The organism is Domibacillus tundrae, assembly GCF_000970675.1.
Lineage (GTDB): Bacteria > Bacillota > Bacilli > Bacillales > Domibacillaceae > Domibacillus > Domibacillus tundrae.
Genome location: NZ_LAJA01000040.1, coordinates 1 through 14,998, shown reverse-complemented (window position 1 = coordinate 14,998; position 14,998 = coordinate 1). Strand labels below are relative to the sequence as shown.

General features: G+C 39.3%; 13 protein-coding genes, 2 pseudogenes and 1 riboswitch. Of the genes and pseudogenes, 12 read left to right on the top strand and 3 right to left on the bottom strand.

Features of this window, described 5'->3' with window-relative positions; genetic code table 11:
• The 3 genes from VQ00_RS18980 to VQ00_RS17350 form a co-directional block, all read left to right on the top strand.
• A partial coding sequence (locus VQ00_RS18980; RefSeq protein WP_216595833.1) for a hypothetical protein occupies positions 1–200 on the top strand: 200 nt, incomplete at its 5' end.
• Between the two features lie 165 nt (positions 201–365).
• Positions 366–1,382 (top strand): tetratricopeptide repeat protein, encoded by a 1,017-nt coding sequence (locus VQ00_RS17355; protein WP_046181388.1) that lies wholly within the window; start codon positions 366–368, stop codon positions 1,380–1,382.
• A 277-nt stretch (positions 1,383–1,659) separates the two neighbouring features.
• On the top strand, positions 1,660–2,817 hold the full coding sequence (locus VQ00_RS17350) for a M20/M25/M40 family metallo-hydrolase (protein WP_245618150.1): 1,158 nt from the start codon (positions 1,660–1,662) through the stop codon (positions 2,815–2,817).
• Between the two features lie 465 nt (positions 2,818–3,282).
• Here VQ00_RS17350 and VQ00_RS19575 read toward each other — a convergent pair.
• Positions 3,283–3,580 (bottom strand): annotated as a pseudogene (locus VQ00_RS19575) (winged helix-turn-helix transcriptional regulator).
• Positions 3,581–3,757: 177 nt separating this feature from the next.
• Here VQ00_RS19575 and VQ00_RS17345 point away from each other — a divergent pair.
• From VQ00_RS17345 to VQ00_RS17335, 3 genes are all read left to right on the top strand, one after another.
• Positions 3,758–4,648, top strand: a complete 891-nt coding sequence (locus VQ00_RS17345) for an NAD(P)-dependent oxidoreductase (protein WP_046181387.1) — start codon at positions 3,758–3,760, stop codon at positions 4,646–4,648.
• Positions 4,649–4,819: 171 nt separating this feature from the next.
• A complete protein-coding gene (locus VQ00_RS17340) occupies positions 4,820–5,794 on the top strand; it encodes an aldo/keto reductase family protein (RefSeq protein WP_046181386.1) in 975 nt (324 codons plus the stop codon).
• 94 nt (positions 5,795–5,888) lie between these two features.
• On the top strand, positions 5,889–6,905 hold the full coding sequence (locus VQ00_RS17335; protein ID WP_046181385.1) for an aldo/keto reductase: 1,017 nt from the start codon (positions 5,889–5,891) through the stop codon (positions 6,903–6,905).
• 629 nt (positions 6,906–7,534) lie between these two features.
• On the opposite strand, the gene VQ00_RS17330 is transcribed toward VQ00_RS17335, so the two are convergent.
• Positions 7,535–7,837, bottom strand: coding sequence for a hypothetical protein (locus VQ00_RS17330; RefSeq protein ID WP_046181384.1), 303 nt, complete (start codon positions 7,835–7,837; stop codon positions 7,535–7,537).
• 194 nt (positions 7,838–8,031) lie between these two features.
• Between VQ00_RS17330 and VQ00_RS17325 the strand changes: the two genes are divergently transcribed.
• From VQ00_RS17325 to VQ00_RS17300, 6 genes and pseudogenes are all read left to right on the top strand, one after another.
• Positions 8,032–8,901 carry a phosphorothioated DNA-binding restriction endonuclease gene (locus VQ00_RS17325; RefSeq protein WP_046181383.1) on the top strand — a complete coding sequence of 290 codons (870 nt, stop codon included), beginning with the start codon at positions 8,032–8,034 and terminating at the stop codon, positions 8,899–8,901.
• A gap of 461 nt (positions 8,902–9,362) precedes the next feature.
• A complete protein-coding gene (locus tag VQ00_RS17320; protein ID WP_046181382.1) occupies positions 9,363–11,297 on the top strand; it encodes a fructose-bisphosphatase class III in 1,935 nt (644 codons plus the stop codon).
• A 184-nt stretch (positions 11,298–11,481) separates the two neighbouring features.
• On the top strand, positions 11,482–12,015 hold the full coding sequence (locus tag VQ00_RS17315) for a mismatch-specific DNA-glycosylase (RefSeq protein WP_156154118.1): 534 nt from the start codon (positions 11,482–11,484) through the stop codon (positions 12,013–12,015).
• A 114-nt stretch (positions 12,016–12,129) separates the two neighbouring features.
• Positions 12,130–12,578: pseudogene (locus VQ00_RS17855) on the top strand (DnaB-like helicase C-terminal domain-containing protein).
• Positions 12,568–12,894: a hypothetical protein gene (locus tag VQ00_RS17305; RefSeq protein WP_046181380.1), complete on the top strand. Its 327-nt coding sequence runs from the start codon at positions 12,568–12,570 to the stop codon at positions 12,892–12,894. Before VQ00_RS17855 ends, VQ00_RS17305 begins: the two are co-directional and overlap by 11 nt.
• Before the next feature lie 441 nt (positions 12,895–13,335).
• Positions 13,336–14,217 (top strand): MBL fold metallo-hydrolase, encoded by an 882-nt coding sequence (locus VQ00_RS17300; RefSeq protein ID WP_046181379.1) that lies wholly within the window; start codon positions 13,336–13,338, stop codon positions 14,215–14,217.
• Between the two features lie 259 nt (positions 14,218–14,476).
• Positions 14,477–14,563, top strand: a riboswitch (cyclic di-GMP riboswitch).
• 302 nt (positions 14,564–14,865) lie between these two features.
• Here the strand turns inward: VQ00_RS17300 and VQ00_RS19455 are convergent.
• Positions 14,866–14,998 (bottom strand): zinc ribbon domain-containing protein (locus tag VQ00_RS19455; RefSeq protein WP_046181378.1); only part of this gene is annotated, 133 nt, incomplete at its 5' end.

Below are 14,998 nucleotides of genomic sequence, written 5' to 3'. Positions count from 1 at the left end.
CGATACGGCTTTTGATAATTAATCATCCTTCTCCAACACTAAGCCAGCTGGAGAAACTCTGCTGTCTATATATAGGCTATTTCCATTTGAGAAGTCGTATGATTCAACAAGCGGATAAGGTAACTCATAATTATGCGTCCGTTGCTCTGTTGGCTGAAGACTCTTTAAGTATTCGAATGCTACGTTATAATCTGCAGTAAATGTGCTGGGGTAATAAAGGGGAAAATGTATGAATCGTTGTGGATGAGAAGGCAGCTTCAAAGAATTTCTGTTAATGGACACATAGGAATTGGTGAATACCCTCAGCTGATTAGAAAAGGCCCCGGTAATCTAAATAAAATTTGGAAATGAGGTTTTGAATCCACATGAAATTTCATGAGATGTCTTTTGAAGAGCTTGAGGAATATGAAGCGGAGTTACTTGAAAAGGATGATAATTACGCGCTGCATGTGTCATTTTATGAAGAAATGTACAGAAGAATATACCCGTTAGCTAGAAAAGATAAAGAAAATTACAGTGATTATTTGGATTATGTAAGAAGGTTTCTTGTGGATTATCTTATAAAGTACGGGGCCTATTTAAAAATGGTTTATCAAAAGGATGATTATACGGCCGAAAGCTCTCTCCAAAAGGCACTGAAATATGATAAACAAAACCCGATCGCCCACTACCGTCTGGGTTTTCTGGCGTACAAAAAGAAAAACTACAATAAAGCATGTTCTTATTTCCAGGATTCATTGGAATATGACCGTTCTTATACAGTAAAAGAGTACAAGCTAAATAGTGATCAATTGTATTATGCCCATCTGTATTTAACCAATAGTGCTTTACATATAGCAGCATCCTCTTACGAAGAATTAGAACTGCTGCCAGTAAATGATAATATCAGCCACCTTCCTAACCTGAAAATTTCCCCGTTTTATGAATACCTCTCGCAAAATGAAAAGTATATCGAAGAAAATGCATTTTACAAAGTAACCGAAAAAGAAAAAACAACTTGCTCCAGGGATAAATGTGATGAGTTATTTGATGAAAGGGAGATCAATACCCTCTATCTTTATTTTCAAGACCGCAGCATACAAGCAGCCTTTAATGATAGCGTAATTTATCTTAGCCCCCAATCGGCAGAAAAACTGCGGTATCTCCTGCTTAAAAGCAGCGTGGAAAATCCGGTGACAAGAGTAATGGATGGAGAGGTAGCAATAAATACATTTATCCAGGCCATGAAACGGTTAAGGGATAAATTGAAGGAATGCGGGATCTCTGACGTGATTGAGTCAGTTAATTATAAAGAAGAAACGGCGTACTACTTTAATAAAACGTGTCCTTTTGTTGTGATGTACCGGACGGATGATGTATTTGAAATAGACGAGTATGAGTGATGACAGGCCTGTCATCTCCTTCCTGTCATAATAGAGTCATCAAGTACAAAAGGGGATGATAGTATGAAAAACTGGAATCAATTATTTATCCGCCAGGGCTTTCAGGTGATGGAGACCGGTAATCAAACATTTAGCTGCAAGGAAGAAACGCTGCTAAATCTTAACTTTTTATTGGAGAGCCTGGATAAGCTTGATGTTGACTATTCCTATGTAAACGGCCTTCTAAAAATTAACCAATCTGCTGTCGAGGAGCAGAAGTGGCTTGAAGCCTTAGATTTTGAATGGAGAGGGCGTGGAGAAGGCCTTTGGTTTAAAGCAGGGAAAGAAGTACCGAAAGTTAGATGTGTATATAAGTGGTCTTATTCGGCAGTTAAACCGCCTGGGATTACTAACAAGAGGAAGCTGCGATGGACATGGGAAAAGAATGCCTTCTGTTGATTTGGTTAAGGAAAGTGACGTTGACAGGGTGGTAACGCTATTGCTGGCTGCCGGAGTCAAACGGGTAAATGTTCACCAGAGACATGTCAGTATTTCATCAAGCAGGCAAAATCTTCTACATGCTGCTGAGAAGCTAAGTGTGGTTGAAAAGAAATGGGTAGATAAAGATGTCGCTTTTCTTAAGCAGCAGTTCTTTTATCAGTCGCTGGAGGAGCTTTTAAATGTATCAGGAGAAAGCGGCAATGAGGAGGCGGTTAGAGCGGTCGTTCTGGAAACACTTCGTCCGTATGTAGATTATGTAACGGTTGATCGAAGCGGCAATGTTCTTGCCCAGCGAACCTATAAGACCGGAAATGGGCCGACCATTCTGCTCAATGCTCATCTTGATACGGTTGAAGAAATTTATCCAAACCGGACCATTCAAAAGGAAGGAAACATCTGGGCAAGCAGCAAGGGGATTTTGGGGGCAGATGATCGCGCGGGAGTGGCTGTTTTACTTGAAATGGCAAAATGCTTAGAATACTCAAGCTTTAATGGAAAAGTAAAATTCATTTTTACAGTAGAAGAAGAAATCGGCTTACTCGGAGCAAAACAAATTGAGGACTTTTTCTTGTGGGATGTGGATGCAGCGATTACGGTCGACAGAAGAGGAACCAGTGATATTGTCACTTCCTATGGCGCGGCTGTAAAATTTTGTGATGACCTGTATGGTTTATTTTTTGAAGAAGTAGCCGCCCAGGAAGGTTTGGGAGCCTGGAAATGTACGGCTGGCGGCAGCAGCGATACAAGAATATGGGCAGGACACGGCATCCAGAGTGTCAATCTTTCTGCGGGATACAATTATGAACATACTTCTGAAGAATTTCTAGATGTAGAAGCCTGCTACAACACAGTCGAGTTAATTAAGGGAGTATTTAAACATTCAAGAAAATTACAGAAACAATTAAAGCAAATCGAAAGAAACAAATTAGTTGCTTCTATTCAGAACAGCAAATGAATGAATTTTATCATTCAGCATTTTATCAAAATGAAATTCAGTTAAAGGAGTAATCCTTATTGGGCTATCCTCCCAACGTAATAAAGGAATTTATTGAAGTATTGATGTGCAGAGACTATGGAACAAAAAAATTGGGGTAAATGCTTAATTTTATTTTAAGCAAAACCAAAAAACATTGATTTAATTCCATTTTTTAAATGCATTTCTTCTTATTATATAGGCGGTATGATGTAATAAGCCAGCCGTTCCAACCTTTAATAAATATAAGAATTTTTAAGCTGCTTGCTAATATAATGCTAACATGGTGTATCAATTTGAGACTTCTCATTAGTTCTTTGGAACTTTTGAGAAGTCTTTTTTTCTTGTCTAACGTGCAGGGCTACTAGCTCAGATGATAACAACGATGCAGCAGAAGGTGTGTTCGTGCATATAAAGGGCAATCAGTCGTCCCTTTATTACATCTATTTAGCACCCTATAATTTTATTTCCTTTATAAAAAGCACACCCCTTTTCAGTTAATGAATATTCAACCGTTACAGGTACGGTTGGATGGCCTTGCTGATAACGATTTCATTTCTTCCAAATGACACAGCGTGTCCGTTAATGCTTTTAGGCTAATGTTATGAATCGCTTTTTGTAATTCTCCAAATCGTTTCGTTCCTTCAAATAATTCTCATAACACCAGAAATGACCATTTCCTCCTGATAATAGTTACTATAAATTTTATATTAGATAACCTATTTATTACTATATTAAAAATAATTCAGTACTTTAAATGAATAGTTTTCCTATTTATACTGAAATAACCACTTGATTGCTTTGAAACCCTATTAAGAAATAAAAAGTGAAAGAACTACTCAACTGGCAGCCTGTTAAATTCATGGAGAAGCTACATTCAAGTAAAATCAGTGAATACAAAATAAAGTAAGGGGATGATGAAATGAAAAAAATTGGCTTTATCGGATTAGGTACAATGGGTCTTCCCATGGCAGGGCATTTACTAAATAACGACTATGAAGTTATTGCGTATAATCGCACAAGAAATAAAGCCGACTCCCTTGAAAAACAAGGAGCGATCATTGCATCCTCACCTGAAGAAGTTGCTAAAAAAAGCGAAATTGTTTTTACTATGCTAACTGCGGATCAGGCTGTTGAAGAAGTTATTTTAGGCGAAGAAGGCATTATAAAAGGAGCGCATGCCGGCTTAATTGTTGTCGATAGCAGTACAATTTCTCCGAATACAAGTAAAAAAGTAGCAGACAACCTTTTAAATGAGGGTATTGAAATGTTAGATGCACCTGTTACAGGCAGTGAACCTCAAGCCATTGAAGGTATTTTAACTTTTATGGTTGGTGGAAAGAAAGAGATTTATGAAAAATGTGAGCCTCTATTTTATGTGATGGGAAAACAAGCTTATTATATGGGGGAAAATGGATCAGGTTCATATACGAAACTAGCTAATAATACGATGGGGGCTATTAATTTATTATCCTTCTCAGAAGCTATAACGATGGCAGTAAAATCTGGGGTTGATCCTGAGCTATTTATAAAAGTTGTCAGCGGCGGTGGTGCTCGAAGCGGGATGATGGATAATAAAGGCCCTAAAGTATTAAATAGAGATTTCTCTCCTCATTTTATGACGGATCTTATTTATAAAGATCTGGGATTAGCAGCTGATGTTGCAAAAGAACTTGAATTACCCACCCCTGTTTTATCCTTAGTAAAAGAAATGTTTCAAATGGCAAGAGCTAAAGGATATGGGGCCGAAGATATGAGCGCAGTAATAAAATGTTATGAAGAATTAGCAGGAATCGAAGTAAAAAGGAATTAAACCATTGTAAAAGGAATTTTCTCTACTAATCGTTGAAATAACTACAACCGGTAACCACCCATTGCTCTCAGTCTTATCTCAAGAAATATAATCATTTTTTAGTTATTCATTCTTTCCCTAAGAACAATATTTTCGAAAATAAACTAAAGTTCATGAGAGGAGTGTTTAAAAATGAAATATCGTCGTTTAGGTAACAGCGGGTTAAAAATTAGTGAAATTGGACTTGGGAGCTGGCTGACTTATGGAGAAACGATAGGGAACCAAAACGCCATTGATTGTATTCATCAGGCTTATGAACTTGGTATTAATTTTTTTGATACTGCAAACGCATACAGTCAAGGTGAAGCTGAAAAAGTGGTTGGTGAAGCCCTTAAATCTTTTTCCAGAGAAAGCTATGTGCTTGCAACAAAAGTGTTTTTTCCTATGGGAGATGGGCCGAATGAACGAGGCCTTTCACGAAAACACATTATTGAGCAATGCGATGCGAGTTTAAAACGATTAGGTGTTGATTATCTTGATCTTTATCAATGTCATCGGTTTGATGAAGAAACGCCAACAGAAGAAACATTACGTGCATTAGATGATTTAGCTCAGCAAGGAAAAATCTTATATTACGGTGTTAGTGAATGGACTGCAGTACAGATTATTGATGCTGTTCATATAACAAAAGAAAAAAATCTACGGCCACTTGTTTCAAATCAACCAATCTATAACATGCTTGTACGCTATATCGAAAAAGAAGTTTTACCGGTTTCTGAAAAAGAAGGGATTGGACAAGTTGTCTTTTCTCCCTTAGCACAAGGAATTCTTACAGGTAAATATAAACCAGGTCAAGAGATCCCTTCCAACACTCGTGCAGCAAATGAAAACATCAATCGTTGGATTAAAAGCTACTTAAATGATGATGTTTTAGAACGAGTTGCCCGCTTGGAAGGAATTGCAAATGATTTGGATATTAAATTATCCCAATTAGCTGTTGCCTGGATCTTAAGGCAGCCTGGTGTTAGTTCTGCAATTGTCGGAGCAAGCCACCCAGGACAGGTAACTGAAAATGTGAAAGCCTCTGAAGTTGAGCTTCCTAATGATGTATTAACTGAAATTGAATCTATTTTAAAAGAAATTGATGGATTTGTACCTATTTGGTAAAAGGGTGAACGAACTGGCATCACTTCTTGTTCGCCCCATCTTTTTTTAATAATATCAGGTTTAAATAAAATATTATATTAGGAGTGTGGAATCAATGGAAGATCGTTATCTAGGGAAAACGGGTTTACGAGTAAGTGAGCTTTGTCTTGGAACAATGACATTAGGCCGTGAAACGAGTGAAAAGGACAGCTTCAGCATTTTAGATCGTTATGTTGAAGAAGGAGGAAATTTTATTGATACTGCCGATGTCTATACTCGTGGTGTTTCTGAAGAAATTGTCGGTAAATGGTTAAAGAACCAAAATCGTGATGACTATGTTGTTGCAACAAAGGTTCGTTTCCCTATGGGTGAAGGGCCAAATGATGTTGGCCTGAGCAGAAAACATATTATCTCCGGTGTTAAAGAAAGCTTACGCCGCCTTGGAACGGATTATATCGATCTTTATCAGGTTCATGCATGGGATCCTAGAACACCTTTAGAAGAAACGTTAAGCACGTTAAATGATCTTGTTCGTGAAGGCCTTGTACGTTACATTGGAGCAAGTAACTTTAAAGGCTGGCAGCTTCAAAAAGCAATAGATTTAAGTAAACAAAAAGGCTGGGAACAATTTGTTTGCCTGCAACCTCAATATAATTTGCTATGTCGTGCAACTGAATACGAATTAATTGATGTTTGTGACAATGAAGGGTTAGGAGTCATCCCATGGAGTCCGCTTCGCGGAGGATGGTTAAGCGGGAAGTTTACACGTGACATGGTTAAGCCGCCAGAAGATTCTCGTATATCTGTTGCTGAAGAAAAAGGCTATAGTGAGACATGGGGTAAATATAATAACGATTTTACATGGAATTTGTTAGATACGTTATATAGTGTTGCAGAAGAAGCGGGTAAGACTCCAGCTCAGGCAGCAATCAACTGGCTTCTAAACAGGCGCGGTGTTACGGCCCCAATTATCGGTGCGCGTACAATGGAACAGCTTGAAGCTAACTTAGGTTCTGCTGGATGGTCTTTAACAAATGATCAACTGGAACGCTTAACTAAAGCGAGTGAATTGTTTGTAAGCTATCCTTATGATATCGATGCAATAAATCAGCGTACTAAAGGCAGAGAGTAAAGGGACGCGGGGACAGGTTCCCTGTCTCAAAACAAATTTAAAGGGATAGAATTACCTGTCCCTTTTTTTGTTTTTCATTTTGGCTCTCCCATCAAATTCATCTACCATATCTTTTGATTTTTTTGTGTAATATACTCTTCCAAAGATAGTGGCTTATGCATCTTAAGCGGATAATCCTTATTCATAGAGGCCACTTCTTGTGTTATTTAAAATTGGTTTTGAAAAGCAGCTTAAAGTGTTCGGGTAACAAAAAGATAACGCAATCTCGTGAAAGGATGTAAGAATGGTTAATTAGAATAAATTATATGAAAAATTTAAGGCGCTCTAAATGCGCTAAAATAAAGGATTTCATCAATTTATAAAAGATGTAATACTACGGGGGCTGAATGGGCGGCATGATATAACACTGCACTTAAAAAATTTTTAAACCTTGATTAAGAAAAGGGCTGCACACCGGATGATCCGCTGGCAGCCCTTTTTTGTGTAAGATAAAAAAGTAAATATTTGAGATAGGGTCCAGTGCCAGGCGCCACCGGCTCGAGGTCATAAGCCAATCTCTTCTGGAAGCAAAATGCACCTCCGTCAGCGTCTTATGCTTTTCGCCGCTAAATGAGCGCCTTCCACTTTTCTTACTTCTTTCCATCCCGCTGGGCAATTTCTTCTGTAACAATAAAAGCAAGATCATCATTGCCAAACAGAGACAGCACGCCAAGCAGCGTTTCATCGGGCACATCGCCAGCTTCTTCTTTCGGCACCGTTAAGGCAAGCGCGTCTTTTAACGCCTGATTCTCCGCTTGATCCGGATAGGCTTTCAAGTACACGGCTTCCGGGTCCAGGTCATGATTGATGCACCACTGTGCAAACACCAGGATCATCATATTTTCTTCCTTTTGATAGCTCTGTACAATAAAGTCTTCCATTTCCTTCGACATTTCTTCACTCCTCAAACTTCATTGCTTTGCTTTATTGTATCGGGATCATCTTCCGCACTCAAGCACTACATTCAATTCAAGGACAAAACCCTTATCAACCATTGAAATCATTTGAAGGTTTTAGCCAAAAACCAGTAAAAATTCACAAGTATTTGGTAAAATAATTGAGTAGATACCAAAAGGAAGTGTCCTTAATGGAAAAAGAAGAATTTTTACAAAGAATTTCACAGTTAAATATCTGGCGGAAAAATGGCGAACGTGCTCCGCATAAGCCGCTTGTTTTATTATTTGCCTTAGGGAAAATTCAAAATGAGCAGGTGCAATCTTTTCGCTTTGAAGAGGTGGAGGATTCGTTAGAAAAACTGCTCATTGACTTTGGCCCGCCACGAAAAAGCAATCATCCGGAGCAGCCATTTGTCCGCCTTGAAAAGGATGGAGTGTGGAAAATAAATAAGCCTGTTTCCTCTATTACGAAGCGTCTGCTTCGTCAGGAGAATATCGATGGAGGATTTACGGATGAAGTGTATCGGTTGCTGCTCAATCATCCGGAGCTGGTTCAAGAAGCCGTCTATACGCTTTTAAATCTTCATTTTCCCGATACGTTTCATGAAGATATATTGGAAGCAGTGGGACTTGATTTTTCAACTATTGGAATACAAAGAAAGAAACGCGATCCGAAATTCAGGGATAAAATATTGCGTGCCTATGGCTATTCATGTGCAGTCTGCGGATTTAACGTGAGGCTTGGCCACACATTAGTCGGTATTGAAGCGGCGCATATTAAGTGGCATCAGGCAGGCGGGCCAGATGTTGAGGAAAATGGAATTGCTTTATGTTCCCTGCATCATAAATTATTTGACCGGGGCGTTTTTACATTAAATCCAGAACGCATTTTAATCGTTTCAGAGGAGGCACACGGAACGAGTGGTTTTGAAGAGTGGCTTTTAAAATATCACAGCAAGCCAATCTCAAAACCGATCAGCCAATACTATGAGCCGGACCAGTCTTTTCTATCGTGGCATGTGAAGGAAGTGTTTAAAGGCCCGGAGCGGTATATTTACTAAACGGCACCCAAATTATCAAGAAAAATATTTATCAGTATGGAGAGGTTAAAGAGGAAAGATATTTCTTGATTTTTATATTTAGAAAAATATCACTAAGGTTATTGTAAGTATAATACCTATTAACCTAACAAGTGTTGAAATGTTGAATGGCAACAGTAAAGGTGGGAACATGCCGCAAGACAGAGAAATGAGTTAATAATTAAAGATGAGTGAATCTATATGCTGAACTCTTCTGGTTGAATTATCAATTTCTTCGCGAATTTAGAGAAAGTATAACTTTAAAAGGTGCCTAATTGTCTGGATTTTTGGGGTTCATTACTGTACATGAAATGGTAACTCTCTATGGCAAACAATAAAAATATTAATTATTCTTATAACTTCTAGTTGATTTTTCTTTTATAATAGAAGTACTACATATATTAGATGCAACATGAATGACTAAATTTGAAAGGGGATACATAATGTTAAATTCGAAATATTTAGATTTATTAGCGCAAAAATATGACAGTGAAGAAAAAGTGGCCACTGAAATTATTAATCTTGAAGCCGTTCTTGATCTGCCAAAGGGAACGGAACATTTTGTGAGTGATTTGCATGGAGAGTACCAAGCTTTTCAGCATGTGCTGCGAAATGGTTCGGGAAATGTAAAAGTGAAAATCAGAGACCTTTTTAAAGATGAATTATATGAAAAAGAATTAAATGAATTTGCGACATTGGTTTATTATCCTGAAGAAAAATTACAATTAATTAAAAGTCATTTTGGCAATGAAAAAGAATTACACCAATGGTACATAGAGATCATGGAGCGTATGATGAAGCTTATTTCTTATGCTTCCTCCAAATATACACGCTCGAAATTACGGAAAGCATTGCCTAAACAGTTTGTTTACATTGTAGAAGAGTTATTATATAAAACAGATGAATTCAAAAACAAGAAAGATTATTATACAAAAATGGTCCAGCAAATTATTTCACTTGGCCAAGCTGATAAGCTGATTATTGGTCTTGCTTATACCACTCAAAGATTGGTTGTGGACCATCTTCATGTCGTTGGGGATATTTATGACCGTGGACCTGATCCTCATAAAATTATGGATACTCTCATTAATTATCATTCCGTTGATATTCAGTGGGGAAATCATGATGTCCTATGGTTAGGTGCTTTTGCCGGTTCAAAGGTTTGTCTTGCTAATATTATTCGTATCTGTGCCCGCTACAATAACTTAGATATTATTGAAGATGTTTATGGAATCAATCTAAGACCGCTTCTGAACCTCGCGGAAAAGTACTATGACGACAATCCAGTTTTTCGGTCAAAGAGACAGTCAGATGAAAACCTATCTGAGCAGGAAAATTTGCAAATTACCAAAATTCATCAAGCCATTTCCATCATTCAGTTCAAGCTTGAAAGCCCGATCATCAAAAGACGCCCGTGCTTTGATATGTCGGAGAGGCTTTTGCTTGAAAAAATTGATTATGACAAAAACGAAGTAACGATTCAGGGGAAAACGTATCCGCTGGAAAATACGTGTTTTGTCACGATTAATCCAGAGCAGCCTGATCAATTATTAGAGGAAGAAAAACAAGTGATGGATAAACTGTTATTTTCTGTTCAGCATTCAGAAAAACTAGCCAGACATATGAATTTTCTGATGAAAAAAGGCAGTCTTTATTTGAAATATAATGGGAACTTATTAATACATGGCTGCATTCCTTTAGATGAAAAAGGAAATATGGAAAAAATGGTGATTGAAAATAAAAATTATGCAGGCCGGGATTTGCTTGATATTTTTGAACATTATCTGCGGTATGCCTTTGCACATCCTGAAGAAACGGATGACGTTGCGACCGATATGGTCTGGTATTTATGGACAGGAGAATATTCATCACTCTTTGGGAAAAGAGAAATGACAACCTTTGAGAGATACTTTATTAAGGATAAGGAAACCCATAGAGAGAGAAAGAATCCATACTACTCTTTACGTGAAGATGAGGAAATTTGCCGTAAAATCCTAACCGAATTTGATCTTAATCCTGATCAAGGCCGTATTATCAATGGCCATACACCCGTTAAAGAAATTGATGGAGAAAATCCGATTAAGGCAAATGGGAAGATGATTGTCATCGATGGCGGTTTTTCCAAAGTGTATCAATCCACAACAGGTATAGCTGGATACACGTTACTATACAATTCCTACGGGATGCAGCTAGTCGCCCATAAACATTTTAATTCAAAAGAAGAGGTTTTATATAACGGAACGGATGTTTTATCAGTAAAAAGATTGGTAGATGAAGAACTAGAGAGAAAAAAAGTGAGAGAAACGAATAATGGTGAGGAATTATTACAGGAAATCTCCATTTTGAATAATCTGAGGGAATATCGTTATATGAAGTGATATCAGTTATGACACCTTCATTGCGTTTAAAAGAAGAACCGCAAACATGAATTTAAAGCAAGCAGCTTAGTTCCTCAATCCATCATAACGTTAAAGCTTAGTGTTTCTTTTTTTTACGACAGCGAAAAGTAGGGAACAGCATAGGGAAGTAAATGAGTCGATGATAAGAGAGGAGGTCCGAAGAGTGAAACCAATCAAGGACCATTTAACAGAAAATCTTGATATTCTTTTTGTCGGTTTTAATCCCAGTGTCCGCTCTGGGGAAACGGGGCATCATTTTGCTAATCCGAATAACCGTTTTTGGAAAATTCTTTTTGAAGCGGGATTAACCCCGAGAAAGTTTATGGCAATCGAGGACAGCGAGTTAATAGACTTAGGGTATGGCTTAACAAATATTGTCGCGAGGCCAACAAAAACGGCTGAAGAAATCACAAAGGAAGAATATCAAGAGGGAAGGGTTCTATTACAAAAAAAGATAGAACGTTATCGTCCTAAAATTGTTTGTTTTGTCGGCAAAGGAGTTTATCAGGAATATAGCGGCAGGAAACAGATTCCATGGGGTCCCCAATCTGCCTCTGTCGTTCCGGGCACGCTGGACTTCGTGGCACCTTCTTCCAGTGGTCTCGTAAGGATGAAAATGGAGGAAATAGTCGGCATTTACAAGCAGCTTTTGCCGCTTGTTTCCTCTCTGGCAAGAAAAGAGGGCCAAACAGAATAGCTGGCTTCTTCAAGGTGCTTCCTTAAATGTTGTTCAAGCTCCCGGTTGAAGTTCACATAAATGACTGTACTTTCATAGCCTTTATTTATAGTTAAGAAAGTTATCGATCTCGGCATGTATGTGGCGGATCATCCTTCTGTCACGGTGTCTGATATGCGCTCGTCCATCAGGCGGCTGTTGATCGACCATCCAGATGCACGCCCGGTTGTGTTTATCGACTATTTAAGGCTGATTACGCCGCCGCACAAATTGCGGCGGTCTCGCGCAGCTTAAAAGCGATGGCGAAAGATTTCTTCTGCCCCGTGATCTGCCTGGCTCAGCTCTCTAGGGCAGTGGAAACAAGTTCGCACAAACGGCTGATGCTCTCAGATGTGCGTGATTCCGGATCGGTGGAGCAGGATGCAGATGTGATGCTGTTTTTGTACCGGGAAGCGTACTACACGAAAGAAGCAGGCGACAACCGGATGGAGATGATTGTGGCGAAAAACCGAAACGGCCAGACCGGGTTTGTGACCGTAACGTACATAAAAGAAACCGGGGTATTGGTCGATCATGAATGTTAGAGCCTTGTTTAAAGAAGCGTTTAAGAAGCAGGAAGACACGCTTGTATATGGGCTGATGGATTTAGTGCGGCGCGGGGTAGTGGGCGTAGAAACGGATGAGTCAGATGTTCCATTTGAAGCGATGGATAACGAAGCGATCCGGGAAATGAAAGAGACAAATGTTCTCGGGTTTTTGCCCGTTCACATGTATGCGGTCACGGTCAACCGGACATTGTGGCTGTTAATTGCGGCGGATTCAAAAGAAAGAGCCTTACAAAAGCCGGTGAGCTTGGTGAGCCTCCTAGCGCTGTTGCGTGCTATAGCCTGGATTATGTAGTGGAGCGCAGCGGACGGGCAGTGACGATGCGGGAGATGATTGCGGAATGCGAGTCGTTTCCAGCGCTTGTCGGCGTGGTGGATGTGAAGAGATAGCAAGAATAACGGCGTTCAGGTATTCTTTTTTATTGGCTTTATGATAGACAATATGGCTTTGCTCGAAAAAGGCTGATTTGCAATTGAATTTTTTTTTGCCCATTTTTTAATCGCCATAGTGAATGTAGTTATTTTCACCTAAACCCATTTCGTCATTTTCTGCTCTCTCAAGCTGTGAATGAGTGTCGCTCGCTGCTTCAGCAACATTGACAAAGCAAATAATTAACGTTAAATATGAAGTAACAAGATAAAAAGAATAGTTTTTTACATACTTACATTCTAGAAAGCGTTATCATTTAGGTGGCATTACTAATGGTATTTGACAATTTTAAAGGAGCAAAAATCGATGAATAAAACAAAAAGAGTACATCGTTCCGGAAAAAGCCTTATTCGGCAGATGGATAAAACATGTGTCCCGCAGGATGGAATCGTTATTTGGCATCTTGGACAAGCAGGTGTAGCTGTAAAAACGGATGAGGTCATTTGTTATTTTGACCCGTATTTGTCCGATTACGTGAATACGAGCGGATTGGCGGGTCTTCCCGGAAGCTGGCCGAGACAGTTTGAACCGCCGCTTGAACCGGTGCAGGTGGCGAATGCGGGCTATGTATTCATTACGCATGATCATTTGGATCATCTCGATCCGGTTTCGGTGAAGGGAATTGACAGCGCTTCACCGGATGTCCGGTTTATTTGTCCCGCGCCTGCTGTTTCGATCTTGCGTGAGTTAGGCATCGCCGAAAAGCGGATTATTCCGGCAAGGGCGGGGGTGCCGCTCAATGAAGCAGGAATGGACATTATGCCTATTGCCTGCAAACACGAAGAGTATTTGGTCGATGAAAACGGGGATCATGCGTATCTCGGGTATGTGGTACAGTCAAACGGTGTAACGTTTTACCATGCAGGAGATACCATTTTGCACCGGGAGTTGATTGAAACGCTGCGGGCGTTTTCGATTGATGCTGCCTTTCTGCCGATTAATGGAGGGGACTTCATGCGGCTTGATAAAGGGATTGTCGGAAACATGGGATTCCGGGAAGCCGCTGATTTGGCGCATCTGCTTCAAGTTGATTTAGTCATCCCAATTCATTACGATCTCTTCCATTTTAATGCCGATAATCCAGCGTATTTTGTCGATTATGTATATCGAAATTACCCGGGGCAATGTTTCAAAATGATGGTGCCTGGAGAGCGTATGGTGTATTTGGCCGAAAATGATGAGGAATAACTAAGATAGAGAAGACAAGTTGTGGTAGTTTTAAAAAAAGCAGGAACATATATAAGATAAAAAAGGAAAACGGCCGCTTGCTGTCTTCCTTTTTTTAATGAGATTTATCCTTTATCCATATTCGAATTCCAGTACTTTTTTAGGCATTTGTCGACATTTTACGAGCTTTTTCGAAGAATTTCTTGCTGTTTTACTACAAAGTGGATATAATTAGGTAATAGGAACTATTTTGTCATTCATGCAATATCAACCATGAAAACTACGATAAGAGCAAACTTATTGAAAGATAAGGACGCAAAGCCTCGGGTCTAACGTTTGAAAAAGCTATGATCGCCGGGCTGCCGAAAAGGATTGGATTATTGGAGAAAAAGAGAGATTTTTGGACACTCTCTTTTTAATGTCGCCCGCCATTCTTTTTGGTGGGTTTTTCCTGTTTTTTATGGGTAATATGTATTAGCAAAGCCATTATAGCTTAATCCGGATAAGGGAAGAGAATTGAATTACCCCCAGTTTCTACGTTCGTTGAACATGGGGATTCCTAAGTAAAGAAACCTATTGGTTTCTAATTCATTAGGCTACACCCGTCATTCCGACGGTTGGCAGTACAAACGACTTTGTAGCAAGTCTCCTGCGGTCAATCAAGTGGTATTAATGTGCCATCGCTAACTCATGAATATTCCGGGAAGCGTTGATGTCGGCATTCTCGGAATGACCGCAGGAAACACAAATAAATGCGGTTTGTGTTTGACGGTTTTCCTTCACTGTATGACCGCATGAATGG